At 64.7% G+C, this 26172-nt stretch carries 26 protein-coding genes; 12 read left to right on the forward strand and 14 right to left on the reverse strand.

What is annotated here, in order from left to right:
- Positions 1-114 precede the first annotated feature (114 nt).
- The 5 genes from queA (at position 115) to AC1DW9_RS17005 (ending at position 4908) form a co-directional block, all read left to right on the forward strand.
- Positions 115-1221 (forward strand): tRNA preQ1(34) S-adenosylmethionine ribosyltransferase-isomerase QueA, encoded by a 1107-nt coding sequence (gene queA, locus AC1DW9_RS16985; RefSeq protein ID WP_441505512.1) that lies wholly within the window; start codon positions 115-117, stop codon positions 1219-1221.
- Positions 1222-1283: 62 nt separating this feature from the next.
- Positions 1284-1946: a tetratricopeptide repeat protein gene (locus AC1DW9_RS16990; RefSeq protein WP_476775418.1), complete on the forward strand. Its 663-nt coding sequence runs from the start codon at positions 1284-1286 to the stop codon at positions 1944-1946.
- 45 nt (positions 1947-1991) lie between these two features.
- Positions 1992-3383 carry a ribosome biogenesis GTPase Der gene (der, locus tag AC1DW9_RS16995; protein ID WP_441491860.1) on the forward strand — a complete coding sequence of 464 codons (1392 nt, stop codon included), beginning with the start codon at positions 1992-1994 and terminating at the stop codon, positions 3381-3383.
- A complete protein-coding gene (locus AC1DW9_RS17000; RefSeq protein ID WP_476775417.1) occupies positions 3380-4477 on the forward strand; it encodes an NAD(P)/FAD-dependent oxidoreductase in 1098 nt (365 codons plus the stop codon). Before der ends, AC1DW9_RS17000 begins: the two co-directional genes overlap by 4 nt.
- Before the next feature lie 17 nt (positions 4478-4494).
- Positions 4495-4908 (forward strand): NUDIX hydrolase, encoded by a 414-nt coding sequence (locus AC1DW9_RS17005; RefSeq protein WP_476770024.1) that lies wholly within the window; start codon positions 4495-4497, stop codon positions 4906-4908.
- A gap of 112 nt (positions 4909-5020) precedes the next feature.
- Here AC1DW9_RS17005 and AC1DW9_RS17010 read toward each other — a convergent pair whose 3' ends face one another.
- From AC1DW9_RS17010 to rpsF, 10 genes are all read right to left on the reverse strand, one after another.
- Positions 5021-5764, reverse strand: coding sequence for an SDR family NAD(P)-dependent oxidoreductase (locus AC1DW9_RS17010; protein ID WP_441491857.1), 744 nt, complete (start codon positions 5762-5764; stop codon positions 5021-5023).
- 12 nt (positions 5765-5776) lie between these two features.
- On the reverse strand, positions 5777-7249 hold the full coding sequence (purF, locus tag AC1DW9_RS17015) for an amidophosphoribosyltransferase (RefSeq protein ID WP_476775416.1): 1473 nt from the start codon (positions 7247-7249) through the stop codon (positions 5777-5779).
- A gap of 42 nt (positions 7250-7291) precedes the next feature.
- The gene (locus AC1DW9_RS17020; protein WP_441505517.1) at positions 7292-7975 is read right to left on the reverse strand and encodes a CvpA family protein; all 684 of its coding nucleotides are present in this window, start codon (positions 7973-7975) and stop codon (positions 7292-7294) included.
- 107 nt (positions 7976-8082) lie between these two features.
- Positions 8083-9480 (reverse strand): DNA repair protein RadA, encoded by a 1398-nt coding sequence (gene radA, locus AC1DW9_RS17025; RefSeq protein ID WP_441491854.1) that lies wholly within the window; start codon positions 9478-9480, stop codon positions 8083-8085.
- A gap of 6 nt (positions 9481-9486) precedes the next feature.
- Positions 9487-10620, reverse strand: coding sequence for an alanine racemase (gene alr / locus AC1DW9_RS17030; RefSeq protein WP_476770022.1), 1134 nt, complete (start codon positions 10618-10620; stop codon positions 9487-9489).
- A complete protein-coding gene (locus AC1DW9_RS17035) occupies positions 10617-12104 on the reverse strand; it encodes a replicative DNA helicase (RefSeq protein ID WP_069880684.1) in 1488 nt (495 codons plus the stop codon). Before AC1DW9_RS17035 ends, alr begins: the two co-directional genes overlap by 4 nt.
- A gap of 166 nt (positions 12105-12270) precedes the next feature.
- Positions 12271-12837: a 50S ribosomal protein L9 gene (rplI, locus tag AC1DW9_RS17040; protein WP_441491852.1), complete on the reverse strand. Its 567-nt coding sequence runs from the start codon at positions 12835-12837 to the stop codon at positions 12271-12273.
- A 26-nt stretch (positions 12838-12863) separates the two neighbouring features.
- The gene (locus tag AC1DW9_RS17045) at positions 12864-13811 is read right to left on the reverse strand and encodes a DUF2232 domain-containing protein (RefSeq protein WP_441505519.1); all 948 of its coding nucleotides are present in this window, start codon (positions 13809-13811) and stop codon (positions 12864-12866) included.
- Between the two features lie 141 nt (positions 13812-13952).
- Complete coding sequence (gene rpsR / locus AC1DW9_RS17050; protein ID WP_038367644.1) at positions 13953-14198, reverse strand: 30S ribosomal protein S18; 246 nt, start codon at positions 14196-14198, stop codon at positions 13953-13955.
- 3 nt (positions 14199-14201) lie between these two features.
- Positions 14202-14654 (reverse strand): 30S ribosomal protein S6, encoded by a 453-nt coding sequence (gene rpsF, locus AC1DW9_RS17055; protein WP_113518472.1) that lies wholly within the window; start codon positions 14652-14654, stop codon positions 14202-14204.
- A gap of 324 nt (positions 14655-14978) precedes the next feature.
- On the opposite strand from rpsF, the gene fabD reads away from it, so the two are divergent.
- The 4 genes from fabD to fabF all read left to right on the forward strand — a co-directional run bounded on the left by fabD (position 14979) and on the right by fabF (position 18500).
- A complete protein-coding gene (gene fabD, locus AC1DW9_RS17060; RefSeq protein ID WP_441505520.1) occupies positions 14979-15923 on the forward strand; it encodes an ACP S-malonyltransferase in 945 nt (314 codons plus the stop codon).
- Positions 15924-15961: 38 nt separating this feature from the next.
- The gene (fabG, locus tag AC1DW9_RS17065) at positions 15962-16699 is read left to right on the forward strand and encodes a 3-oxoacyl-[acyl-carrier-protein] reductase (RefSeq protein ID WP_476775414.1); all 738 of its coding nucleotides are present in this window, start codon (positions 15962-15964) and stop codon (positions 16697-16699) included.
- A gap of 256 nt (positions 16700-16955) precedes the next feature.
- Positions 16956-17189, forward strand: coding sequence for an acyl carrier protein (locus AC1DW9_RS17070; RefSeq protein ID WP_043236751.1), 234 nt, complete (start codon positions 16956-16958; stop codon positions 17187-17189).
- Between the two features lie 45 nt (positions 17190-17234).
- Positions 17235-18500, forward strand: coding sequence for a beta-ketoacyl-ACP synthase II (gene fabF, locus AC1DW9_RS17075; protein WP_441491919.1), 1266 nt, complete (start codon positions 17235-17237; stop codon positions 18498-18500).
- 44 nt (positions 18501-18544) lie between these two features.
- Here the strand turns inward: fabF and AC1DW9_RS17080 are convergent, their stop codons facing one another.
- Entirely contained in the window at positions 18545-18775 is a 231-nt protein-coding gene (locus AC1DW9_RS17080) for a hypothetical protein (protein WP_476775413.1), read from the reverse strand.
- Between AC1DW9_RS17080 and mltG the strand changes: the two genes are divergently transcribed.
- From mltG to gmk, 3 genes are all read left to right on the forward strand, one after another.
- Positions 18768-20000, forward strand: a complete 1233-nt coding sequence (mltG, locus tag AC1DW9_RS17085; RefSeq protein WP_441505521.1) for an endolytic transglycosylase MltG — start codon at positions 18768-18770, stop codon at positions 19998-20000. The genes AC1DW9_RS17080 and mltG overlap by 8 nt on opposite strands.
- 184 nt (positions 20001-20184) lie before the next feature.
- Positions 20185-21066 carry a YicC/YloC family endoribonuclease gene (locus AC1DW9_RS17090; RefSeq protein ID WP_441491846.1) on the forward strand — a complete coding sequence of 294 codons (882 nt, stop codon included), beginning with the start codon at positions 20185-20187 and terminating at the stop codon, positions 21064-21066.
- Between the two features lie 6 nt (positions 21067-21072).
- Positions 21073-21720: a guanylate kinase gene (gmk, locus tag AC1DW9_RS17095; RefSeq protein WP_476775412.1), complete on the forward strand. Its 648-nt coding sequence runs from the start codon at positions 21073-21075 to the stop codon at positions 21718-21720.
- A 9-nt stretch (positions 21721-21729) separates the two neighbouring features.
- Here gmk and rsmA read toward each other — a convergent pair whose 3' ends face one another.
- From rsmA to AC1DW9_RS17110, 3 genes are read right to left on the reverse strand one after another with little or no spacing between them, the layout of a single operon-like run.
- Positions 21730-22584: a 16S rRNA (adenine(1518)-N(6)/adenine(1519)-N(6))-dimethyltransferase RsmA gene (gene rsmA / locus AC1DW9_RS17100; RefSeq protein WP_441505523.1), complete on the reverse strand. Its 855-nt coding sequence runs from the start codon at positions 22582-22584 to the stop codon at positions 21730-21732.
- Complete coding sequence (gene pdxA, locus AC1DW9_RS17105) at positions 22581-23597, reverse strand: 4-hydroxythreonine-4-phosphate dehydrogenase PdxA (RefSeq protein ID WP_441505524.1); 1017 nt, start codon at positions 23595-23597, stop codon at positions 22581-22583. Before pdxA ends, rsmA begins: the two co-directional genes overlap by 4 nt.
- Before the next feature lie 49 nt (positions 23598-23646).
- Positions 23647-26154 (reverse strand): LPS-assembly protein LptD, encoded by a 2508-nt coding sequence (locus tag AC1DW9_RS17110; RefSeq protein WP_441491843.1) that lies wholly within the window; start codon positions 26152-26154, stop codon positions 23647-23649.
- Positions 26155-26172 lie beyond the last annotated feature (18 nt).

A 26172-nucleotide genomic window follows, 5' to 3' on the forward strand; every position in this document is an offset into this window, starting at 1 on the left:
TTCGAACGGGGCCTGAGTTCAGATGAGCCCTCATCCCGGCAGCGCCGCAGGCGCGTCCCGACGGATGGGGGCTCATCTTGTTCTGGTTCGCAGTTTTGTGAGGCGGATTCGATCGTGGATGTCGAACTTTTCGACTTCGACCTGCCGGAAGAACGTATCGCGCTGAGGCCCGTCAGCCCACGCGATGCTGCGCGGATGCTCGTGGTGCGGCCGGATGCAGCCGAACCATTCGAGGATCGCGGCGTTCGCGAACTCGCCAGCCTGCTTCAACCCGGCGACGCGCTCGTCCTCAACGATACGCGCGTGATCCCGTCCCGGCTCTACGGCCGGCGCGTCAGGGGAGAGGCCTCGGCGCGCGTCGAGATCATGCTGCACAAGCGCGAAGCATCCGACCGATGGCTCGCGTTTGCCAGGCCGGCCAAGAAGCTCGCTCTCGGCGAGACGGTCGTGTTCGGCTCGGATGCGGCATCGAATGCGTGCGAGCTCGGCGCGCTGCATGCCGAGGTCGTCGGAAAGGGCGAGGGCGGCGAGGTCGAGTTGCGCTTTGCCTGGTCCGGTCCGGTGCTCGATGAAGCGATCGCGCGGCTGGGTGAGTTGCCGCTCCCGCCCTATATCGCGGGCAAGCGGCCGACCGATCTGGCCGATGCCCACGACTATCAGACGGTTCACGCCCGTATGGATGGAGCCGTGGCCGCCCCGACCGCCGGTCTCCACTTCACGCCGGAGCTGTTTGCAGCCCTCGACGCGCACGGCGTTTCCCGCCATTTCGTGACGCTTCATGTCGGCGCGGGCACGTTCCTCCCGGTCAAGGCCGAGGATACGCGCGAACACCGCATGCATGCCGAATGGGGTAGCGTGAGCACTGAGACCGCAGCAGCGCTGAACCAGGTCAAGGCAAGGGGAGGCCGCATCGTTGCCGTTGGGACCACGGCCCTGCGGCTGCTCGAGAGCGCTGCCGGTGAGAACGGGGTCGTCGCGCCATTCTCCGGTGATACGGCCATCTTCATCACGCCAGGCTATCGCTTCCGGGCCGTCGATATCCTGATGACGAACTTTCACCTGCCGCGCTCGACACTGTTCATGCTGGTCTCGGCTTTCTGCGGGCTCGACCTCATGAAACAGGCCTATGCCCATGCGATCGCGGAGAAATATCGGTTCTATTCCTATGGTGACGGCAGTTTGCTGTTCAGGGCTGAACCCACCACGCCACGCCACGCTTGATCCGGCTCGCAATCGGCCAGCGAAAATGCTACCCGGCAGGGTGAAGAGGATTGTGACACCCTATGGCCGATATTTTTCGTGAGATCGACGAGGAGGTCCGGCGCGACAAGGCGGCGGCGCTCTGGAAGAAATATGGCAACCTGCTGATCGGTTTGGCCGTGGCTGCTGTCGTGGCCGTCGCAGCCTGGCAGGTCTGGCTGTATCGCGAGCAGCAGGCTTCGCAGGCCGTGGGTGCGCGGCTGGAAGAGGCGCTGAGGGCTTCGCGCGACAATCGCGGCGCCGAGGCGGAGTCGATCCTCGTTGACCTCGCGGCCAACGCGCCGGTGGGATACCGCCAGATCGCGCGGTTCCGCCTGGCTGCCGAAACCGGCAAGCGCGACGCTGCCGCGGGCGCAACGGCCTTCGACGCACTGGCGAATGACAGCTCTCTCGATCAGCTCTATCGCGATCTTGCCCGGCTTCGTGCCGGGATGTTGCGCGTCGATCTTGCGCCCTATGCCGAGACCCGCGCCGCGCTTGAGCCGCTCGCGTCTCCGCAGGGCGTCTGGCGCCATTCGGCCCGTGAGTTTCTCGGCATTGCCGCCCTCAAGGCCAATCTGTTCGAGGATGCCGGCCGCTGGTTCGATGCCATCGTGACCGATCCGCAATCGCCGCAGGTGCTGCGCCAGCGTACCGATCTCTATCTTGCGCTGGTGCGCGGCGGCGCCGTCGAGACCAAGAATTGACCCGACGCGCCGATCCCGGCGCGTAACAGGACGAATTTGAACACCATGACCGCGACCGTCGCCATCATCGGCCGGCCGAATGTCGGCAAATCGACGCTCTTCAACCGGCTCGTGGGCAAGAAGCTCGCTCTGGTCGATGACCGGCCGGGCGTGACCCGCGACCGGCGCGAAGGTGATGCCTCACTCGGCCATCTGCGCTTCCGCATCATCGATACCGCCGGACTCGAGGAGGCCGACAAGGACTCCCTTGCGGGCCGCATGCGCGCTCAGACCGAGACCGCGATCGCTCAGGCCGACGTGATCCTTTTCATGATCGATGCGCGGCTTGGCCTGACGCCGATGGACCAACCCTTCGCGGATCTGGTGCGCCGTTCTGGAAAGCCTGTGATCCTGCTCGCCAACAAGGCGGAAGGGAACAAGGGCAAGGACGGCACATTCGAGGCCTATGCGCTCGGGCTCGGCGACCCCGTTCCGTTCTCGGCCGAACATGGCGAAGGCACCGCGGATCTGCTCGAAGCGCTCGTGCCATTCATTGCCGACGAGCCAGACGAAGACGAGGACGATCAAGCCTGGGCCGAAGCTCCCGCCGCGGATCTCGATGAAGACAGCGACCCCAACAAGCCGCTGCGCGTCACCATTATCGGCCGCCCCAATGCCGGCAAGTCGACGCTGGTCAACCGGATGATTGGCGAAGACCGGCTGCTGACGGGACCGGAAGCCGGGATCACCCGAGACACCATCTCGGTTGACTGGGAGTGGCGCAGCCGCCCGGTCAAGCTCTTCGACACGGCGGGCATGCGCAAGCGCGCCCGCATCGAGGAGAAGCTCGAAAAGCTCTCGGTCGCCGATGCGCTTCGGGCCATTCGGTTCGCCGAAGTCGTCGTCGTCCTGCTCGATTCGACCATTCCCTTCGAGAAACAGGACCTGACGCTGGTCGACCTGACCGAGCGCGAAGGCCGGTCGGTTGTCATCGGGCTGAACAAGTGGGATCTCGTTGCCGACAAGCAAGGCCTGCTGGCCGAGCTCAAGGAGAAGGCGAACCATTTGCTGGCGCAGGTGCGCGGCGTGCAGATCGTTCCGCTGTCAGGTCTGGCGGGCGAGGGTATCGACCGGCTGATGCAGGCTGTCTTCGCCAGCTATGACGTCTGGAATCGCCGCGTCTCCACGGCGCGGATCAACCGCTGGCTCGAAGGCGTGCTCTCGGCTCACCCGCCTCCGGCCGTCGCCGGACGCCGCATCAAGATCCGCTATATGACGCAGGCAAAGGCGCGCCCGCCGACTTTCGCGCTGTTCGGCAACCAGCTCGACCATTTGCCGGTGTCCTATACGCGCTATCTCGTCAACAATCTGCGCGAGGCATTCGAGCTGCCGGGCACACCGATCCGCCTGCATACGCGCGGCGGTGACAATCCCTACGATCGCAACAAGCGCAAGTGAAGGTCACCGTCGTCGGCGCGGGCATTGGCGGCCTTGCGACGGCCTGGGCTCTCAGCGGACGTGGCCATGACGTAACGCTGCTCGAGCAGGCGCCGGTGATTCCCAATCCCTACGCCGCCTCGGGCGACCAGCATCGCATCATCCGTCGCGCCTATGGCAGTGCCGATGGCTATGCCCGCACCATCCCGGAGGCCTTCGCGGCATGGGACGAGATGTGGGCTGATCTCGGCCGGTCCCACCTCGCCAATTGCGGCGTTCTCGGCGTCTCGCTGCAGGAGGGCGACGAGGGCGAGCAGTATCGCGACGGGCTCGACCGGACGTCACAGCCTTATACGCTGCATGCGCCTGCCGAAGCCGCGACGCGCTGGCCCTTTCTCGATGCGGCAAGCCTCCGCTACGCCTATTTCAGTGCCGACGGCGGCGCTCTCTTTCCGGCACGGATTGCGGCGGATCTGCTCCGACTTCTGGCGGAACGCGGCGTCGCGATTCAGGCCAATGCGCGTGTTTCTGCCGTGGAGCCGGATGCCGGCGTCGCCATCCTTGACGATGGGGCGCGGATTGCTGCCGACCAGGTCGTGGTGACGGCTGGGGCCTGGGTGCTGCGCCTGTTCCCGGAACTCGGCGATGCGCTGAAGACCTACCGCACTGCGGTCGTCTATCTCGATCCGCCCGGGGATCTCCGTGACGCCTGGCAGCGTGCGCCTGCCATGGTCAGCGTCGGTGGCGACAGACACGGTTACATCCTGCCGCCGGTGGACGGGACCGAACTGAAGCTGGGCGCAGGAATCCATCGCCGCCCGAGAGAGCCCGACGAGGAGCGCGAGCCTCGTCCCGGGGAGGGCGAGCAGACCCGCGACTATTTTGCCCCGCCGCTCGCTCGGCTCGATGAGTATCGCGTCAAGCGTACCGCGACCTGCGCCTATACCTTCACCGAGGATGGCACATTCTTCGCGCGCCGGATTGGCAAGGCGCTCGCGGTCTCCGCATGTTCGGGGCATGGCTACAAATTTGGCGCCGCGGTCGGTCGACGGGTCGCGACTGCTCTGGAGAGCGGAGACGACGCCGCATTGTTCCGCTGGTTGCGGGCGGAGTAGGCCAGATGGAGGGGCGGATGCTCGAGACGGTCAGCGCCCTGTTCGTCAGCCCGGAAAACAAGGTTCTGCTCGGCTTGAGGGCATCCTGGAAGCGCGCATGGGCCGATCACTGGGATGCGATCGGTGGCCGGGTCGAACCGGGGGAAGGCCTCCAGGAAGCGCTTCTGCGCGAATGCCGTGAGGAAGTTGGCCTTGTCCCGACACGGTATCAGCTGGTGCTGTCGGAGCCGGAGCGCTTTCCGGAGCGCAATGGCGAGGCGCTGCACCACATCTACGTCGTGCATGCCTGGGCGGGCGGGGACGCGGTCAACCTCTGCGACGAGCATGTCGAGATACGCTGGTTTACGCTCGACGAGATGGCGGCGCTGCCAAACCTCACCATCCCCGATCTGATCACGCTGGCGCGTGCGGCGCCGCGCGCGGGAGACTGATTGCTCTCGAGCAGGGCATCAGACCGAAAAGTGGAATCCACCTCTCGGGGAAAATCCGATGCTGCCTAAAGAGAGGGATCGCCACTTTGCGCCCCCCAGGACGCGCGCCAATTTAGGCCGGCATTTGCGGGCTCAGTACCTTGCCCTGCGGAAAATCGAAAATCTTGCCGGTCTCCGCCCAATCGGGCGAGGCCAGGCGTACGAGATGCGGAGCGAGGTCTTCCGGGGTCTTCAGCGTCAGCGGATCCTCGCCCGGCATCGCTTCTTCCCGCATGCGGGTGCGCAGGGGGCCGGGGTTGACGATCATCACCTTGAGCGGGGTCGTCACGGTCTCGGCTGCATAGGTGCGCGCCATGGCCTCGACGGCCGCCTTCGAGATCGAGTACGGGCCCCAATAGGCCAGGCACTTATGCGCCGCACCTGACGACATCACGATGACCCGGCCCGAATCCGAGGCCTGCAGGGCCGGTTCGACCGATTTGATCAGGCGCCAGTTGGCCGTGACATTGGTTTCGAACACCTTGGCCCATTCCTTCGGCGAGGCATGGGTGAGCGGGGTCAGGGGGCCGAGGATGCCGGCATTGGCGAGCAGGATGTCGAGTTTGCCCCAGCGCTGCAGCAGAGCGGGGCCAAGCTTCTCGATCGCAGCCGCATCGCCGAGGTCGACAGGAACCAGCGTCGCACTGCCGCCAATGCCCTGAATCTCATCATCGAGTTCTTCAAGCGCGCCGGAGGTTCGCGCCAGAGCAACGACATGGGCGCCGGCATTGGCGAAGGCGAGGGCTGCGGCGCGGCCAATACCGCGCGACGCGCCAGTGACGAGCGCGACGCGCCCTGCGAGAGGCTTGGTCATCATAGACTCTTGTGATCAGCCGGCTTCGGCCAAGAGGGACAATTCCTGCTTGGCGCTCTCGCCGATGACGTCGGTCAGCGAGGTCGGGTAGTCGCCGGTGAAGCAATGGTCGGTGAATTGCGGCCGGGCGGGATCGCGCCGTTCATGCCCCATGGCGCGGTAAAGACCGTCGACCGAGAGAAAGGCGAGCGAATCCGCGCCGACGAACTGGCGCATCTCCTCAAGGGTATGCGTTGCCGCCAGCAGCTTCTCGCGGTCGGGCGTGTCGATGCCGTAGTAGTCGGGATGGGTGATCGGCGGCGACGAGATGCGGAAATGCACCTCGCGCGCTCCAGCCTCGCGCATCATCTTGACGATCTTGAACGAGGTCGTACCGCGCACGATCGAGTCGTCGACCAGAACGATACTCTTGCCCTCGACCACGCTGCGGTTGGCCGAATGCTTCAGCCGCACGCCGAGTTCGCGGACCTTCTGGGTCGGCTCGATGAAGGTGCGCCCGACATAATGGTTGCGGATAATGCCGAGCTCGAAGGGAACGCCGCTTGCCTGGGCAAAGCCCAGCGCCGCCGGCACGCCCGAATCCGGTACGGGCACGATCACATCGGCATTTGCCGGCGCTTCCGAGGCCAGCTGCGCGCCCATGCGCTTGCGACGTTCATAGATGCTCTGGCCCTTCACGATCGAGTCCGGCCGGGCGAAGTAGATATACTCGAAGATGCAGGGGCGTTCCGCAACCGGCGGGAAGGGCTTGTGGCTCTCGATGCCGTCCTCGGAGATGACGACGACTTCGCCGTTCTCGACCTCACGGACGAACTTGGCGCCGATGATGTCGAGCGCACAGGTCTCGGAGGTCAGGATCGGTGCCCCGTCGAGCTCGCCGAGCACGAGCGGGCGGATGCCCAACGGATCGCGAGCGCCAATCAACTTCTTGTTGGTGATGCCGACGAAGGCATAAGCGCCCTCGATCTGGCGGATGGCATCGACAAAACGATCGATGAAGCGGGTCTTGCGGCTGCGGGCGACAAGATGGAGCAGCACCTCCGTATCGGAGGTCGACTGATAGATCGCACCGTCACGGACAAGGTTGCGGCGCAGCGTCAGGCCGTTGGTGAGGTTGCCGTTATGCGCAACGGCAAAGCCGCCGCCATGCAGCTCGGCGAAGAGCGGCTGGACGTTTCGGAGGATCGTTTCCCCCGTTGTCGAATAGCGCACATGACCGATCGCCTGCGCGCCCTGGAGATTGTCGATGACCGAGGCTTCCGAAAACGCATCGCCGACAAGGCCGAGACGCCGCTCCGAATGGAAGCGCCTGCCGTCGAAGGTCACGATACCAGCCGCTTCCTGGCCACGATGCTGGAGAGCATGCAGGCCGAGCGCGGTCAGCGCGGCGGCATCGGCATGACCGAAGATGCCGAAGACGCCGCATTCCTCGCGCAGCCGGTCGGCATAGGGATCGAAGGCGTCGTGGGTCTCGGGTTGAGACGTCATTACGGGCTCCATACGCTGTAACACGGCTGCGTTACGCTCCAATTACGGACGAGTTTGGGCAGGCGTTCCCGGGCGGGTGCCTTCGATCGCACGCTGTAGCGCCTGGCGGTCGTTGGCGTTCGGCACTTCAGTGCGGCGCTGCGGGTCAGCGGTCGGGCTCGCCGGTGGGCGCGGCTCCTCGGCCGGCGCCTCGGCGGGCTCTTCGCCGGTCTTGGGCTTCAGCAGCTTCTTGACGAAGTCAGAATTGATGTCCTGCGGCAGCATCGTCAAAAGCGAGCGGCCGGTCTCTTCGAGGATCGGCTTGGCCTTGGCGTCCTTTGCCCAGGTCGGGAGATTCTTGTCGCCCATCAGCGCGGTGAAGAACACGTAACCGATCACCGCCAGCAGCAGCCCGCGGGCGGCGCCGAAGACAAAGCCGAGCGTCCGGTCGAGCGCGCCGATACGCGAGTCGAGGACGAAATCGGAAATCCGGGCAGTCACGAGCGACACGATGATCAAGGTTACCAGGAACAGGGCCGCGATCACGGCGACCAACGCGATGGTCTGGTTCGGGATATGTTGCTGCGCCAGCGGCAGGAGCTGGGGATGAAACACCCAAGCCACCACAGCTGCCGTCGCCCAGGACGCGATAGCCAACACTTCTCGTGTCAGCCCGCGCACAGCGGCCAGCAACGCCGAGATCAGAACCACGCCGATGACGACGAGATCGAGGATTGTGACAGGCATGTAGGAAGCCGCTTCTCTAGCATCTAGGGGTGGCCCGCAAGAAATGGGCTGGCCGCAACGATTTTGCTATACGCGTTCGAAGGGGTTCCGTCACCCTTGGGGGCGGTTCATTTCACATCCCTGCGAGGAGCGCGAGCCGCGATATCGGCGACGAGCTCCGCAACATGCCCGAAACGGCGCAGTCCCAGCCCGCTGCCATCGCCGAAATCTGCTCCACCTGCGGGAAAGAGTGCAGCCTCGAAGCCGAGCTTGGCAGCCTCGCGCAAGCGGGCAGCCGTGACGGAAACCGGACGAATCGCCCCCGACAGTGCGATCTCGCCAAAATAAACGCCTTCGGCCGGCAGAATCGCTCCGGTCAGCGAGGAGATCAGCGAGGCGGCAACCGCCAGATCCGCGGCCGGCTCGTTGACCCGCAGGCCGCCGGCTACGTTGAGATAGACATCATGCTGGCCGAGCCTTAGGCCGCCATGGGTTTCGAGCACGGCAAGCACCATCGCGAGACGGCTGTTCTCCCAGCCGACGACAGCGCGCCGCGGCGTGCCAAGTGAGGTCGGCGAGACCAGCGCCTGGATCTCGACCAGCACCGGCCGCGTGCCCTCAACTCCGGCGAAGACCGCGGCCCCAGGGGCGGCCTGATCCCGGCCCGCCAGGAAAAGGGCCGATGGATTGGTGACTTCCGACAATCCCTTGCCGGTCATCTCGAAGACGCCGATCTCGTCAGTTGCTCCGAAGCGGTTCTTCTGCCCGCGCAGGACGCGGAAGGCATGTGCGCCTTCGCCCTCGAAGGAGAGAACGGCGTCGACCATATGCTCGACCACACGCGGCCCGGCGATCTGACCGTCCTTAGTGACATGGCCTACGAGGATCAGGCAGGCGCCGCTGGTCTTGGCATAGCGGATCAATGCCTGGGCCGAGCCTCGTACCTGCGTCACTGTGCCCGGCGCGCTTTCAACCTCGCCCGACCACATGGTCTGGATCGAATCGATCACGACGAGGGCCGGACGCTGACCCTGATTGAGGGTGGCGACGATGTCCTCGACATTGGTTTCTGCAGCGAGGTCGACCGGCGCATCGGCGAGGCCCATGCGTTCGGCCCGCAGGCGGACCTGCCCGGTCGATTCTTCGCCCGAGACATAGACGACGCGATGGCCGCCATTGGCGAGCGCCGCACAAGCCTGCATCAGCAGGGTCGATTTGCCGATGCCGGGATCGCCGCCGATCAACAGCACAGAGCCGGGCACGAAACCGCCACCGGTGACGCGGTCGAGCTCACCGATGCCGGCGACAATGCGGGGAGCATCCTGTGTCTCGCCTTTGAGCGTCTCGAGCGCAAAGACACGGCCCCGCGCGCGGCCGTTCGACGAGCCGCGTCCGCCCGGCACCGGCGCAGCCTGCGCTTCCTCGCTGAGCGACGACCATGTGCCGCAGGCGTCGCATTTGCCCTGCCAGCGATGATAGACTGCGCCGCAGGCTTGGCAGGTATAGGTTGGACCGCGTTTCGCCATTCGGCACTAGAGCCCGACATAGCGGCGCGCATAGCGCCCGCCCAGCCCGGTCAGGATCTCGTAGCCGATGGTCTTGGCTCCAGCGCCCACCGTCTCGATGTCGAGCGGCCCGCCGATCAGCGTCACCGGCGCGCCCCGCACGGCGGCAGCGGCAGGCGCATCCGTGACATCGATGATGATCAGGTCCATCGAAACCGTGCCGACGAAGGGGCAGGTAACGCCGCCAACGATCGCCGAACCGCCGGTGCTGCTATCCGTCCAGCTCGCATTGCGCGGGTAGCCATCGGCATAGCCGAGGCAGATCGTGGCGAGCTTGCGCGGCCCCGGTGCGGTCCAGCGGCCGTTATAGCCCACCTGCGTGCCGGCCTGGACCTCGCGCAGTTGGAGAATGCGTGCCTCCAGCCCGATGACAGGCTGCATCGGGTTCGGCTGGTTCGGCGTCGGGTTGCCGCCATAGAGTGCGTAGCCCGGCCGGGTGAGCTGATAGGATGGGACATCCTTGAGGAAATGACCCGAAGAGTTCTTCAGCGAGGCGGGAATGCCGGGGAAGGCGGCTGCAATATCGGCGAAGGCTGCGGCCTGTCGCGCGTTGGCTGGATCGGCCTCATCCTCGGATGAGGCGAAATGCGACATCACAAGACCGATGCCTGCGGCCGTGATCGTGCCTGAGCGCTCACGCGCGAGGTTCAAGCCTTCGCCGGCCCAGAGCCCGAGCCGGTTCATCGCGGTGTCGACATGCAGTGCCGCCGACCTGACCGCGGCTCCGCCCTGGCGGAAAGCGGCCCATTCGAGCAGTTCTTCATGCGAACCGAGCACCGGTGACAGGCCGTGCAGGGCAAAGTGGCCGCAGGTTTCCGGCAAGAGGCCGTTCAGCACATAGATCGCCGCGTCCGGATCCACGGCTCGTGCCCGAATGCCCTCGGACAGATGGGCGACGAAGAACGTCCGGCAGCCGGCCTTGGCGAGAGCTGTGACCGCTGGCTCGATGCCGATGCCATAGGCGTCGGCCTTGACCACGGCGCTGGTCTCGGCCCCGCTGGCACGCTGTCCGAGCGCACGCCAATTCGCTACCAGCGCCCCGAGATCGATCGTCAGTGTCGCGCCGGCCATGCCGGCATCCGGGGTATCGAAGGCGGTCATATCTGTTCCGGCAAATGGGCTTCTTCGGCGCGGTCGGAGAAGCGTGTGACGTCGGCATCGAACTGCAGGGCGATGGTGCCGGTCGGGCCGTGACGCTGTTTGCCGATGATCAACTCGGCGAGACCATGGGCCACCTCCATCTCGTTGAGCCAGGTCGCATGTTCCGGCGTGCCGGCACGCGGTTCCTTGCCCTTGAGGTAATATTCCTCGCGATAGACGAACATCACGACGTCAGCGTCCTGCTCGATCGAGCCCGATTCGCGCAGGTCCGAGAGCTGGGGCCGCTTGTCGTCGCGGTTCTCGACCTGGCGCGAGAGCTGCGAGAGCGCGATGATCGGTACCGAGAGTTCCTTGGCCAGCGCCTTCAGGCTGGTCGTGATCTCGGTCAGTTCCTGCACGCGGTTCTCGCCCTTCTTGGCCGAGCCCGAGAGCAGCTGGAGGTAGTCGATGAAGAGAGCATCGAGCCCCTTCTGGCGCTTCAGCCGTCGCGCGCGCGCCATCAGCTGGGCGATCGAGAGGCCACCGGTCTGGTCGATATAGAGCGGCAGTTTCTCGATCTGGTTTGCGACATCGGCCAGCCGCGCGAAATCGCCTTCGGAGATGCGGCCCTGCCTGATCTTGTATGACGAGATGCCCGATTGTTCGGCGACGATACGGGTCGCGAGCTGGTCGGCCGACATTTCGAGTGAGAAGAAGGCGACGATACCGCCGTCGACGGATTTGAGCGAACCGTCATCCTGTCGCTCGCCGCGCCAGGCCTTGGCGATGTTGAACGCGATATTGGTCGCAAGCGAGGTCTTGCCCATGGCCGGGCGACCGGCCAGCACGATCAGGTCCGAGCGCTGCAGGCCGCCCATGCGCGCGTCGAGATCGCGGAGGCCGGACGAGATGCCTGAGAGACCGCCGGCGCGCTGGTAGGCGCTCGCCGCCATGTCGATCGCGAGGCGAAGCGCGCCATCGAATTTCTGGAACCCGCCCTCGTAGCGGCCCTTCTCGGCCAGTTCATAGAGCCGACGCTCGGCTTCCTCGATCTGCTCGCGAGGCGCCATCTCGACCGGTGCGTCATAGGCGACGTTGACCAGATCCTCACCGACGCCAATGAGCAGGCGCCGGATGGCGAGTTCGTAGATGGTGCGCCCGTAATCCTGCGCGTTGATGATGGTCGTGGCCTCGGCCGCGAGGCGCGCGAGATATTGCGAGGCCGTGATGCCGCCAAGATCGATCTCGGCGAGAAATGTCTTCAACGTGATCGGCGTCGCGATCTTGCCCGCTCGGATCAAACTCGCGGTCAACTCGAAGATGCGCTGGTGGATCGGCTCGAAGAAATGGTCCTGCAGCAGGAAGTCCGAGACGCGGTAGAACGCGTCGTTATTGACCAGGATTGCACCCAGCAGCGCCTGCTCAGCCTCGATATTATGGGGCTGGACGCGATACTCCGCCTCTTGACTGTCGAGACGGGCAACGAGGGCGGTGGCAGTGGCCATGATCTGCGGGCAAGCTCGGCTGAGATGAGTCGGATAAAATGTACTCTAGCACCCTGACGCCCGATGCCAGCAGGCAATGCGGCTTCCTCCCGATCTTCACACCCCTCCAACGAAAAGGGCGCCGTGTTGCCACGGCGCCCTTGACTCATGGTTAGACGAGGTCGTCTCAGCGATCGTCGTTGTCGCCGGCCTCGGCCAGTGCCGCGCCGACCTCGAGACCGAGATCGTCGAGATCGAACTCCTCGCGAGCCGTGACGTTCTCACCGCGGACCTGGCGCTCGGCCTCTTCAGCGGAACGGGCGATGTTGATGGTGACGGTGACCGAAACCTCAGGATGCAGCACGACCGGAACGGTGTGCAGACCGAGCGTCTTGATCGGCGCGTTCAGGGTGATCTGGCTACGGTCGACGCTGAAGCCGTCCGCGGTCAGGGCCTCGGCGATGTCGCGGGTCGAGACCGAACCGTAGAGCACGCCGGACTCGCCCGACTGACGCAGCATCACGACCGAGTGGCCGTTCAGCGTCTCGGCGACCGAATCGGCCTCCTTCTTGAGCTCGAGATTGCGGGTCTCGAGCTGGGCGCGCTGCGTCTCGAAGCGCTTCCTGTTCTCTTCGGTGGCGCGCAGCGCCTTGCCGCGGGGCAGCAGGAAATTACGGCCGAAGCCGTCACGCACGCGGACGACTTCGCCCATCTGGCCGAGCTTGGCGACGCGTTCGAGCAGGATCACTTCCATTGGTCTTCTCCTTCTTGTGTTTGATGTCAGGCGTTAGGCATGGGTGGAACGGTGGGTGGGGCCTTTCGGCGCCCCAGCAGAGAATCGACGATGCCGGCAAGCGACAGCAGCGGTGTCAGCAGGGCCTGCATGATGACGAGCGCGAGATAGACCGAGATCAGCGCCGGCCCGCGCCAGGCTTTGCCGCGCGTCAGATCGTGGATGGTGGCCAGCCCGCTGAACATGAAGGCAGCGAGGAGTGCGCCGGTCATCGCAGCTCCGGCGACGCCGATGAAACCGCCGAGCGTGCCTATCGCCATTGCCAGGCCAAGCAGGATCAGCGCCTGGCGGGGAACCGTCGTTGCCGGAATGAAAGGCCACGGGCGCGGCAGCCGGCCGGAGACCTGCACTGCCTTGGCCGCAAGCCAGAGATTGGCGACGATCGTCGTGACGAAGGACGCGCCGATCCCGACGGGGACCGCGGGCGCGAGCGTCAGCGCAAGCTCGGAAACCTTCACATCTGCTGGCAAGGCGATGAGGCGGCTGCGCACCATCTCGGAGAGCAGGTTCTCGATGACGCGTGCGATCACCGTGCGATAGGTGTCGTAGTCCGTGGTCATCACGAGAGCGCTGCCAACGGTTGTCAGCGCGGCTATTGCGGCGATCCAGACCAGAAGATGACCGAGCGGATACCACTCGGCACCGCCCGTGCCGTCATGACGGGCAAGAAGCGCGAGGTAGGCAATCCACCAGGCTGGCAGCGCGACGATCAGCGCATAATTCAGCCCGGCGGCAAAGCTGAGCGCGATCATGCCGGCGATCGCGCCGGCTGCGGTCGCAACAAGCCCGGCGCGATGATTCCAGCCGAGTGCCGCGATGAAGATCGGAAGAGGGGCTGCGGAATACAGCAGAATAGCCAGCGGCGATCCGGTGATCACCACTGCGAAAAGAAGGGCCGAGACAAGGCCCGCACCGATGCCGACGATCGGAAGCATTCTTCGTCCTGCTGTCCCGCTGCTCGAAAATGGCAGGGTGAGAGGCATCTTGCCTCAACATACCCGGCGGGATTTCACCGCTGGGCGACTAGGGGTTCGGCCATCGCCGGTGCAAGGCACCGGCGATGGGTCGCAATCCGCTTAGCGGATGACGTAGGGCAGCAGGCCCAGGAAGCGGGCGCGCTTGATCGCCTGGGCGAGCTCACGCTGCTTCTTGGCCGAAACGGCCGTGATACGCGACGGCACGATCTTGCCGCGCTCGGAGATGTAGCGCGAAAGCAGGCGCACATCCTTGTAGTCGATCTTCGGAGCGCCTTCGCCCGAGAACGGGCAGGACTTGCGGCGGCGGAAGAAGGGGCGGCGGGCGCCGGCGGAAGCGGTCGACATGGCTTAGGCCTCCGTGCCGGTGGTTTCGGTGGTCTCGTCTTCGCGACGCGGACGGTCACGGCGCGGGCCGCGATCGAAACGGTCGCCGCCACGCTCGAAGCGGTCACCGCCGCGCTCGCCGCGGTCGTCACGATCGCGCTTCTGCAGCATGGCCGACTGGCCTTCCTCGAGCTCCTCGACGCGGATCGTCAGGAAGCGCAGGACGTCTTCGTTGATGCGCATCTGGCGCTCCATCTCCAGCACGGCGGCGGAGGGAGCGTCGATGTTCAGCAGCGAGTAATGAGCCTTGCGGTTCTTGCGGATGCGATACCCGAGCGACTTCACGCCCCAGTACTCGGTCTTGGTGACCGAGCCGCCATTCGCCTCGATGATGCCCTTGAACTGTTCGACAAGAGCTTCGACTTGCTGCGCGCTGACATCCTGCCGCGCGAGCAGCACATGCTCGTACAATGCCATTATGGCCTTCCTTTGTTTTACCCTGTTTCGCTCGGCGCGGAGCCCTCCGAGCCCTGGATAAGGCCCGACAGGATTTCATCGAAGGCGGAGACACGGGATGGCGGTTCGAGAGCCGAACCTGCGGATGCTTGATAAGCGCCCGCCATCCGTTCAGCCTCCGGCCGAACAAACAGGAGGCGGCTGATACAGCGTCGTGGCCATTTCCGCAAGCCAAATCACTGCACAGGTGGCCGCGAATTCGCCAGCAAAGCTTGACTTGGCCTCCCAAGCAATGTGAGAGCGCCGTCGCGATGACTAATTTATGAACATCGGGATTTTCTCAGCATGACAACCGCGTTCATCTTTCCCGGCCAGGGCTCTCAGGCCGTCGGCATGGGCAAGACCTTGGCCGACGCCTTTCCGGTGGCCAGGGCAGTCTTTGCCGAGGTCGACGACGCCCTGTCGCAGAAGCTTTCGGCGATCATGTGGGATGGTCCTGCCGAGGAGTTGACGCTGACCGCCAATGCTCAGCCTGCCCTGATGGCTGTGAGTCTTGCCGTGATCCGCGTCCTTGAGGCGGAGGCGGGCCTGTCGCTGCAGCGCGATGCGGCCTTCGTGGCCGGCCACTCGCTCGGCGAGTATTCTGCGCTGGCGGCTGCCGGCAGCTTCTCGATTGCGGATGCTGCGCGCTTGTTGCGGATTCGCGGCGACGCCATGCAGAAGGCTGTGCCGGCAGGCGAGGGGGCGATGGCAGCACTGCTCGGGGTCGAGCTCGAACAGGCGCGCGAGATTGCCAGGGATGCAGCGCAAGGCGAGGCCTGCGAAGCTGCCAATGACAATGGTGGCGGACAGGTCGTTCTCTCCGGCAGCAAGGCGGCGATCGAGCGGGCTATTGCGCTCTCCGGGCAGCGCGGCGTCAAGCGCGCCCTGCCACTACCGGTATCAGCGCCCTTCCATTGCGCGCTGATGCAACCTGCCGCCGATGCTATGCGCGAGGCCCTGGCAAGGGTCGCTCTGGCGGCGCCGGTTGTTCCGGTGATGGCCAATGTCGGAGCTGCTCCGCTGAGCGACCCGGATGCGATCCGCGCGTCGCTGGTGGCGCAGGTGACGGGAACCGTGCGCTGGCGCGAATGCGTGCAGGCTATGGCCGATGCCGGCGTGACCCGTTTCGTCGAGGCAGGCAGCGGTAAGGTGCTGGCCGGCTTGGTCAAGCGTATCGCAGCCGGCACGAGTGCGGTTTCGCTCGGCGCCGCCGACGATATCCGCAATTACAGTGCCCAGAACGGGTGAGCCGGCAGGATGCCGGGTCGATATAAAGAGGAGGCAGCATGTTTGACCTGACGGGGAAGAAAGCCCTGGTCACCGGCGCGACCGGAGGGCTGGGCGGCGCGATCGCCCGCACGCTCCACGGCCTCGGTGCCAGCGTCGCTCTGTCCGGCACGCGGGTCGAGGCGCTCGAGGCTCTCGCAGCCGAGTTTGGCGAGCGCGTCGTGATTGCGCCCTGCAACCTGTCGGACAAGGATTCGGTCGAGGCGCTCGTCCCGACTGCTGAGGAGAAGCTCGGGGGGCTCGATATCCTCGTCAACAATGCTGGCGTGACGCGCGACAATCTTTTCCTCCGCCTCAAGGACGAGGACTGGGACAGCGTGATCGCCGTCAATCTGACCGCAGCATTCCGGCTGTCGCGGGCGGCCGTGAAGACGATGATGCGCCGCCGCTATGGCCGCATCGTTTCGATCGGTTCGGTCGTCGGCGTCACCGGCAATCCCGGGCAGGGCAATTACGCCGCCTCGAAAGCCGGGCTGATCGGGATGTCCAAGGCGCTGGCGGCGGAAGTCGCCAGCCGCAACATCACGGTGAATGTCGTTGCACCGGGCTTCATCGAGTCGCCGATGACGCAGGCGCTCAACGACAAGCAGCGCGAAGGCATCCTCGCCGACGTGCCGATGGGCCGATTGGGTGTGGGTGACGATGTTGCTGCAGCTGTCGCTTATCTCGCCAGCAACGAGGCCGCTTACGTGACCGGGCAGACGCTTCACGTCAACGGTGGAATGGCAATGATTTGAAGGTCTTGAGAAGGTTCTTTGTAACCTTCCCAGATCGGTTTGCGGCTCTCGTCAGCTATCGACGAGTGTGTTAACTAGCGCCGTCGCGCTGCAGCGCGCGTGCTCGGGGGGACTTGACGCGAACCCTGTTGTTGCGTTTGTGCAGCCTTAAGAGTTCCGCCCCGGCGGCATTCCGGAAGGGGTGCCGGGTGGCGGGAGCGGTTCCCTACACGCATCGCGATCCAGCGATGCGTTTCAAGCTTTGAGGAAAAGATCCATGAGCGATGTCGCCGAGCGCGTGAAGAAGATCGTGATCGAGCATCTCGGCGTCGAACCCGAGAAGGTCGTCGAAGGCGCCAACTTCATTGAAGATCTGGGTGCCGACAGCCTCGATACGGTCGAGCTCGTGATGGCTTTCGAGGAAGAGTTCGGCGTCGAGATTCCGGACGATGCTGCCGAGACGATCGTCACGGTCGGCGACGCCGTCAAGTTCCTCTCGAAGAGCGCCTGATCGGCCTCTGGCCGTTACTGCATCATGAGCCCACGCAGCTACACCATGCGACGTGTCGTGGTGACCGGGCTTGGCATGGTGACGCCGCTTGCATGCGGCGTCGAGCCGACCTGGTCACGTCTGATCTCCGGCGCCAGCGGCGCCGGTCCGATCACGAGCTTCGACGCGAGCGACCTTCCCGCCCAGATCGCCTGCAATATTTCGCGCGGCGATGGTTCCGACGGCACCTTCAATCCTGACGATTGGATGGAGCCGAAGGAACAGCGGAAGGTCGATGATTTCATCGTCTTCGCAATGGCGGCTGCGACGCAGGCGCTCAATGATGCCGGGTGGAAACCCGAAAGCTACGAGGACCAGATCGCGACCGGTGTCGCGATCGGGTCCGGCATTGGTGGGCTCGGCGGCATCTATGAAGCGTCGATCCTGCTCAAGGAGCGCGGCCCGCGCCGCCTCTCGCCTTTCTTCATTCCCGGCCGGTTGAGCAATCTCGCCGCCGGCTATGTTTCGATCACGCACGGCCTCAAGGGGCCGAATCACGCAGTGGTCACGGCTTGCTCGACCGGCGCTCATGCCATTGGCGATGCCTCGCGGATGATCGCTCTCGGCGATGCCAAGGTGATGGTCGCGGGTGGCACCGAATCGGCGATCAACCGCATCGGCATTGCCGGGTTCTGCGCGTGTCGCGCGCTGTCCACTGGCTTCAACGACACGCCTGAGAAAGCCTCGCGTCCCTATGACAAGGATCGCGACGGCTTCGTCATGGGCGAGGGGGCAGGGGTCGTCGTTCTCGAGGATCTCGAGCATGCCAAGGCGCGCGGTGCGCGCATCTATGCCGAAATCGTCGGGTACGGCATGTCGGGTGATGCTTATCATATCACCTCGCCGGCCGAGGATGGCGACGGTGCCTATCGTTGCATGTCGGCGGCGCTCGATCGTGCCGGGGTCACGGCGGGTGATCTCGACTACATCAACGCGCATGGCACCTCGACCCAGCTCGGCGACGAAATCGAGCTGCGGGCAGTCGAGCGGCTGCTCGCCAACGCTCCGCGGAAGCCCGCCATGTCCTCGACCAAGTCGGCGACGGGACACCTGCTCGGCGCGGCAGGCGCGATCGAGGCGATCTTCACGGTCCTCGCGATTCGCGACCAGATCGCACCGCCGACGATCAATCTCGACAACCCATCCGTCGAGACCGATCTGGACCTGGTGCCGAATGTCGCGAAGAAGCGCAGCATCGAGATCGCTCTCTCCAATTCCTTCGGGTTTGGCGGGACGAACGCCTCGCTGGTGATCCGGCGTTTCGTCGACTGACGCACCGGCCGATGAGGCTCAGCGCGCTTTCGCCATAATTTCTGCTAGTCTGTCACCGGATTTCGGGGCAGGCTCGAAATGCGTCGCATCGCCAGGGCATTGCGGCGAACCTCACGACACCAGAACGCGAGCGCCAGCACTGTGAACACTTCGCCCCGCGTCGCCCCGAAGAGCCCGAGCGAGGCGTTGAAGCCGGTGGCGCCGCCTGCTCCGCCGCCGAAGGCGCGTCGCAGGAGGCGCAATCCCTTCATCGGCATGCTCAGCGGGTTGTTCACGACTGCGCTCGTCTTGGCCGGCGTCGTCGGTGCTGGAATCGCTGTGGTCGGCAGCCAGGGTAAGGCGCCAGGGCCGCTCGCGAGCGACCGTGTGCTGATCATTCCCAAAGAAAGCGGCCTCACCGAAATTGCCGAGCTCCTTCAGCGCGAGGGATTGATCGAGCATCCCTGGACCTTCAAGGTTTCGGCGCTGATCTCCGGCAATTGGACCAAGCTCAAGGCGGGTGAGTATCTGTTCAAGGCTCGCGCCAGCCAGCAGGACATTCTCGACATCATTGCCGAGGGCAAGGCGGTCGAGCATTCGATCACCGTGCCGGAAGGTCTGACCAGCGAACAGATCATCGCGCGGTTGCGCGACAATGATCTCCTCACGGGCGACGTCATTCAGGTGCCTCGCGAGGGGACCATCCTGCCCGACACTTTCAAGTTTCCACGCGGGTTCACACGGCAGGCGATCGTCGACCGGATGACGCGCGATCAACGCCGTATCCTCAACGATGTCTGGAGTCGCCGCCCTGCCGACCTGCCGATCAAGACGCCGCAGGAGTTGGTGATCCTGGCTTCGATCGTCGAGAAGGAAACCGGCCGCGCCGACGAGCGCCCGCGCGTTGCCGGTGTCTTCATCAACCGTCTGAACCGCAAGATGAAGCTGCAATCCGACCCGACGATCGTCTACGGGCTCGTCGGCGGCAAGGGCACGCTCGGCCGCGCGATCCAGCGTAACGAGATTACCCAGGCGACGCCCTACAATACCTATGTCATCGACGGACTGCCGCCGGGCCCGATCGCCAACCCGGGCCGTGCCGCAATGGAGGCCGTGGTCAACCATTCCAGGACCAAGGAGCTCTACTTCGTGGCTGATGGCAGTGGTGGGCACGCCTTCGCCGAGACCTTGGAGCAGCATAACCGCAATGTCGCCCGCTGGCGGCAGGTCGAGTCGCAGCGGCGCGAGGCTGGCAAGCCCTCGCCGGATTCGAATGTCGACAAGGTGGAACCGCCGCCCTCGCCGGATAATCGCACCGAAGCGCCTGGGGCCTCGCGAGCGGCCGATGCGACGTCCGGGGACAGCGAGACGGTGGGGGGCAGCCGGCGTGCGTCGGCGGATGGTCCGGCGGGAACGCGCGCGCGCGCCTTCGATGCGTCGGAAGGGACGAACCGCGATCCGCTGCTGAACCGAAGCTACGATCTCAACTCGTCGAAGCAGGTTCCAGCACTGCGCCCCTGAGCGGCTCTGGCGAGTATGGGCAGTCACGCCCGATTTCTCCCCATCTTCGCGCTTCTATGTGTGCAGCGCGACTTGCGAGCGGTGTTTCGCCTCACTACGGTCCCGCCGCATCAGATACAGCGTCGAGCGGTGATCCTGCGCATTGTGATCGCACGGTGAGCCGTCGGGGGGAGTTTCAGCGTCCATGGCGATCGAGAGCATGACCGGCTTTGCCCGCGCAGCCGGCACCGCAGGTCTTCATGCCTGGGCATGGGAAATCCGCAGTGTCAATGCGCGCGGCCTCGATGTGCGCGTCCGGGTACCTTCCGGGTTCGAAGCCCTGGCCGAGGCGGCGCGCAAGCGCCTCGGCGCCGCCTTTTCTCGCGGTACATTGCACGTGAATCTCTCGATCAACAGCGATGCCCGGCCGGCGAAGCCTCGTATCAACGAGGCGGTGCTTGCGGGCCTGCTGGAATCCGTCGCGAGGCTGCCCGCCTCCGACAGCATCCGTCCGGCGTCCTTTGACGCGCTGCTTGGGATTCGCGGCGTGGTCGAGATTGCCGACGAGGACGAGGATATCCTGGCGCAGCTCGAGGCCCCCTTGCTTGCTGGCCTGGACGCGGTGGTCCTGGGTCTCAAGGAGGCGCGCTCCGCCGAGGGGAGAGCGCTTGAATCCGTTCTCACAGGCCACCTTGCCAGCATTGGCCGTCTGACCGATGAGGCGGAGCAGCATCCCGGGCGGAGTGTGGAAGCGATCCGCGCACGGCTCGCGACGCAGGTGCAGGCCCTGCTCGATGCCAGCCCGGCACTCGATCCGCAGCGCCTGCATCAGGAGGCCGCGCTGCTAGCGGTCAAAGCCGATATCCGCGAGGAGATCGACCGGCTGCATGCTCATGTTGCCGCGTTGCGGGGCTTGTTCGATCAGGGCGGGCCGATCGGCCGGAAGCTCGACTTTCTTGCGCAGGAATTCGGGCGAGAATCCTCGACGCTTTGCGCCAAGGCCGGTGATGCCGGGTTGTCGCGCATCGGGCTCGAGCTGCGGACGGTCGTCGACCAGATGCGCGAACAGGTTCAGAATGTGGAGTGACGGCTGATGGCCGATCTGGTGCGCCCGGCCCGTCGTGGCCTGATGTTGATCCTGTCCTCTCCCTCGGGAGCGGGCAAATCGACCCTGACGCGAACGCTGTCGCAGAAGGAAACCAATCTCGATCTATCGGTCTCGGTCACGACCCGGCTCAAGCGCCCCTCCGAGATTCATGGCGTCCATTATCACTTCATCGACCGCCCTGCCTTCGAGACGTTGCGCGAGCGCGATGATCTGCTCGAATGGGCCGAGGTCCATGGCAATGGCTACGGGACCCCGCGCAAGCCCGTCGAGGATGCGCTGAAGGCCGGCCGCGATGTGCTCTTCGACATCGACTATCAGGGCACGCAGCAGATCCTCGAAAAGGCGCGCGAGGATGTCGTCGCCATCTTCATCCTGCCGCCGTCCATGGCGGAACTGCGCTCTCGGCTCGTGCGTCGCGCCGAGGATGCGCCTGAGGTCATCGCCAAGCGACTCGACAACGCCCGCGACGAGATCGCTCGTTGGAGCGTCTACGACTACGTCATCATCAATGACGATCTCGGTGCTGCCTATGAATCGGTCCGCGCGATCCTCACCGCCGAACGCCTGAAGCGTTCGCGCGCGATTGGTATGAGTGAATTTGTCGCCGGGCTCCTCAGCGAAGCAATCGCGTAGGGTGCGCCGCTATCCGGCCTTCAGCCCAGCCAGGGCGTTGGCGAGGCGCACGAATCCTGAAACGGGCACTTCCTCTGCGCGCGCCGTTGGCGACAGGCCGGCGGCCTCGATCATCGGCTGCGGATCAGGCGTCACGGCCTTGAGGCTCTGGCGCAGCATTTTCCGGCGCTGGCCGAAAGCAGCCAGCGTGACACGCTCCAGCAATCTCTGTTCGCAGGGCTCCGGCCTCAGTCGCGGCACGAGTTGAACGATAGAGGACGTGATTTTCGGCGGCGGCACGAAAGCGGACCTGGGCACGTCGAACAGGATCTTGGTTTCGCAACGCCAGTTCGCGAGAACGGCCAGCCTGCCATAATCGGCGCGCTGCTCCGGGGTTGCAACGATGCGCTCGGCCACCTCGCGCTGGAACATCAGCGTGAGCGAGTTCCACCAGGAGGGCCAGGGTTCCTGGCTGAGCCAGCCAACGAGCAACGGCGTGCCGATATTATAGGGCAGGTTGGCGATGATCCGGGCGGGCGAGCCGCCAAGATGAGAGGAGAGGTCGACGGCAAGCGCATCGCCGTCAATCACCTCAAGCCGTCCCGGGTAATGTGCGGCGATCTCGGCCAATGCCGGCAGGCAACGTCGATCACGCTCGACCGCGATGACACGTCCAGCCCCGTTAGCGAGCAAAGCACGCGTCAGTCCACCTGGGCCAGGGCCGATCTCGACCACAGTCTCGCCATCGAGTGGCCCGGCGGCGCGGGCGATCCTGCTTGTCAGGTTGAGATCGAACAGGAAGTTCTGGCCCAGCGACTTCTGCGCCATCAGGCCGTGGCGTTCGACCACCTCGCGCAGCGGCGGCAGCGTGTCGATCTGACTCATGGCAGGCGGCTTTCGGAATGGGCCGCCATGCGGGCTGCCAGCCGCAGCGCGGCGCAAAGGCTGTCGGGGCGGGCAATGCCGCGGCCTGCAATGTCGAAGGCCGTTCCGTGATCCGGTGAGGTACGGATGAAGGGCAGGCCAAGTGTCACGTTGACGCCCTCGTCGAAGGCAATCGTCTTGATCGGGATCAGTGCCTGATCGTGATACATCGCCAGTGCCGCATCGTACCCGGCACGGGCGCGGGAATGGAACATCGTGTCGGCAGGATAAGGACCGCTTGCGTCGATTCCCAACGCCTTGAGCTGCGCGACGGCTGGCGCCACCACCGCAGCATCCTCCTCGCCCAGCGCTCCACCTTCTCCCGCATGCGGATTCAGCCCGCTCAGTGCGATCCGTGGCTGCGGAATTCCGAAGCGGGAGGCCAGTTCGCGAGCGACAATTCGCCCCGTCTCGACAATCAGATCCGTCGTCAGCAGCGATGGTACTGCACTGAGCGGCACGTGGATCGTTACCGGAACAACCGCCAGATCTTCGCACCAGAGCATCATCACGGGGTGGGGCGTCCTGCCTCCATCCGCCGCAAGATGCGCCAGATATTCCGTATGGCCGGGATGCCTGAAACCGGCGGCGTAAAGAACGCTTTTGGCAATGGGATTGGTGACCAGCGCGGCCGCATGTCCTTCGCGCACCGCGGCGACGGCGCGATCGATCGCCTCGATAGTCCCCGCAGCCGTGGCCGGATCAGGATGTCCGGATACCACGATCGCGGTCTTCTCAAGCGCAATGACGGGCAGGGCCTGTTCGAAAAGCGCCTCTGCCTCATGCCAGGCGCAGCCAACGATGGGCACATCGAGGCCCAGCCGTCGTGACAGGCTTTCCAAAAGACCGGGGTCGGCAATGCAAGCAAACGGCGGAAGAGCTGCGGGCTCCCGCAGCACCCAGGCTTTCAAGGCCAGCTCAGGGCCGATCCCTGCCGGATCACCTTGCGTGAGAGCGAGCAGTCGCGGTGACACGTTCTTCTCCACCCGCACCGGCTCGCTCGCAGTAATCCTGATTCTACCCTCAGCGAGCGGCGACGCCGTCGCCTGTCGAGCCCTGGCCCAGGTTCTGCGAGTAGCTGATCTCGCCCAAGGTGCGCAGTTCGAGCTTGAACATCACCGTCCGCGTATCCTTCGTGGCGCCGGACTGCCGGTCGGCATAGGACTGCGAATAGGAGATGTCGAACACGGTGCATTCGTCGGTGTAGTTGATGCCGAAGCTCATCGAGGCGGGCTGGAACGGGCCCGTCTTGGGATAGGTGAGTGCCGCAAGGGCTACGGGATCGAGTTGGGCTGCCACGAAGGCATCACGATACCGCTCGCGGTCGAACTTGTACTTGTCGAGGTCGAACAGGACCCCGGCGCGGACGCGCCAGTATTGCGCGATCCCGAGCGAGCCGTTCAGGCCGAGACCCTCGCGCCGCCGCGGAATGCCCAACTCGGGCTGGGGCTCATAGCGGCCATAGGTCACGGAGGTCGATACCACGCCATTGCTGTAGGTGGCGCCTGCATCGATCCGCTGCGCCTCGAACGTCGATTCGTCCAGCCGCGCCGCGCCGGACAGGAAGAAGTTCTTGAACGGCGAGATTTGCGCGCGGGTGACGAAATCGGACCGCGTCGTTTCGAGACCTGAATCCAGGCCGGTATTGACCAGGTCGGCTTGTGCGAAGGAATTGCGCCCGGCGAGATTGAAGGACTGGCCGACAAGGAAATTGGCGTAGGCCTCCTTGCCGAAACGGCCTGTGTAGAGCGCGCCGACATTCGCTCGCGTGCCACCCTCGACCCGATCATAGCCGGAGAACTTGCCGCTCCACTCGAACAGGTTGGTGTCGTCGAAGACGAGGCTTTGCGCATCTTCGTTGGCGACCCGCAAGACATTCGTCTCGTTCGGACGTGCAACGAACTGGGCGACTGGCTCGATGATATGCGTGCCCCACGAGGTCTTGGCCACGAAGGGGTAGCGGTACATCAGGCCGACCGCCGGCATGACGCGCCCGAAGACATCGTCGGATGTGTTGAAGATCGAGGAAACGTTGGCGTTGGAAAAGCCGGTCGTCGACGGATTGACCGAGAAGATATCCGCGCGAACCGACGCATACGGCGTCCAGACCTGGCCGAGCGAATCGATGAAATTGCGCCGCCAGGACACTTCCGCTGTTGCGCGCGCCACCGAACCGCCGATGCCGCGCACCAGGCACTGGTCTTTCTGGTAGACCGCGCAGCCATCATAGAGCGGGTTCGGCGTCGTGATCAGGAAGTTCTTCTGGGCCGGAATCTGCTGGAAGGCAGCGGCGTCCCGCGTGAGGCTTGTGACGTTCACATTGAACGCCAGTTCACCGCCAATGACGTCCGGCTTGTGCACCCGCTTGTTGTAGTCGAATACCGGCAGGACGAGCGGCTGCTGCTTCTGCCAATCGGACGACGTCAGGGGTTGGAAATAATAGCCACGCAGGTCGAACCAGGCATTCGGGCTCTGGCCGTTGAGATAGCCCGTAGAGATCGATTCCTGCAGGTAGGTCGTCGAGCTGATGCTCTCGCTTCGGATGCGATAGTTCTTCCAGAACCAGCGGTCCGTCGACATCGCGACGTCCCAGCCGTAGGTCCAGCGCGGATTCAAATAGAATTTGCCAGTGGTTTCCAGCGAGCCGCGGAAATCGCTGTCGCGCGCGCCGTACGGCGTCGGCTGGAACGCATCCGGCTCCGCCTGGAAGATGCCGGCTGCACGGATGTTATAGGACCCGTTGACGAGCCGGTGACGCCACTCGGCCTGGCCAAGGAATCCCTGCCGCGAGAGATAGGTTGGCGTGACTGTGAGATCGTAGTTCGGGGCGAGGTTGAAGAAATAGGGCAGGCCAACACCGAAGCCGAGCGCGCTGGTGTTGATGAAGGCCGGCGACAGGAAGCCGCTCTTGCGCTTCACCGTCGAGTCCGGGCCCGACATGTACGGGATATAGGCGATCGGAACCCCGGCGAATTCCAGCCGGGACGATTCGTAATAGATCGTCTGCTCGGACTTCTTATGGATAATCCGCGCCGAGCGGACCTGCCAGAGCGGCGGCTTTTCGGGCTTGTCCTTGCAGGGCTCGCAAGCGGTGTAGATGCCCTTCTCAAAGACGAAGGTCTCGCCGTCCGTACGTTCAGCCCGCGGAGCGGTAAACCGCGTCTTGTCCGGGTTCACGACGCGCAGCGAATCAATGAAGCCGTCGCGGAAATCGTCCGTCAGATTGAAGCGGTCGCCGGTGATGACGGTACCGTTCGATTCGGTGATCCGGGCATTGCCGCTGGCGATGACGCGCTTGCTGGCGCGGTCATAGGTGACCTTGTCGGCTTCGATCGTACGGCCCTGATAGAGAATCTGGACGTCGCCGACAGCCGAGACGCTGTTGTTCTTGTTGTCGTAGACCAACTCGCGCGCGTCGACGACCATGCGTTCCTGCGGCTTCGCCGGAGCTTGCGCGAAAGCGCTCCCTCCTGCCGTCAGGCAATAGGCCAAACTCGAGGCGAGGGCGGTCGCCGCGGCAAAACGAGCCATGCGTCTCACGCCAGAGGC

The sequence above is a fragment of the Allobosea sp. P4_E12 genome, assembly GCF_056401655.1.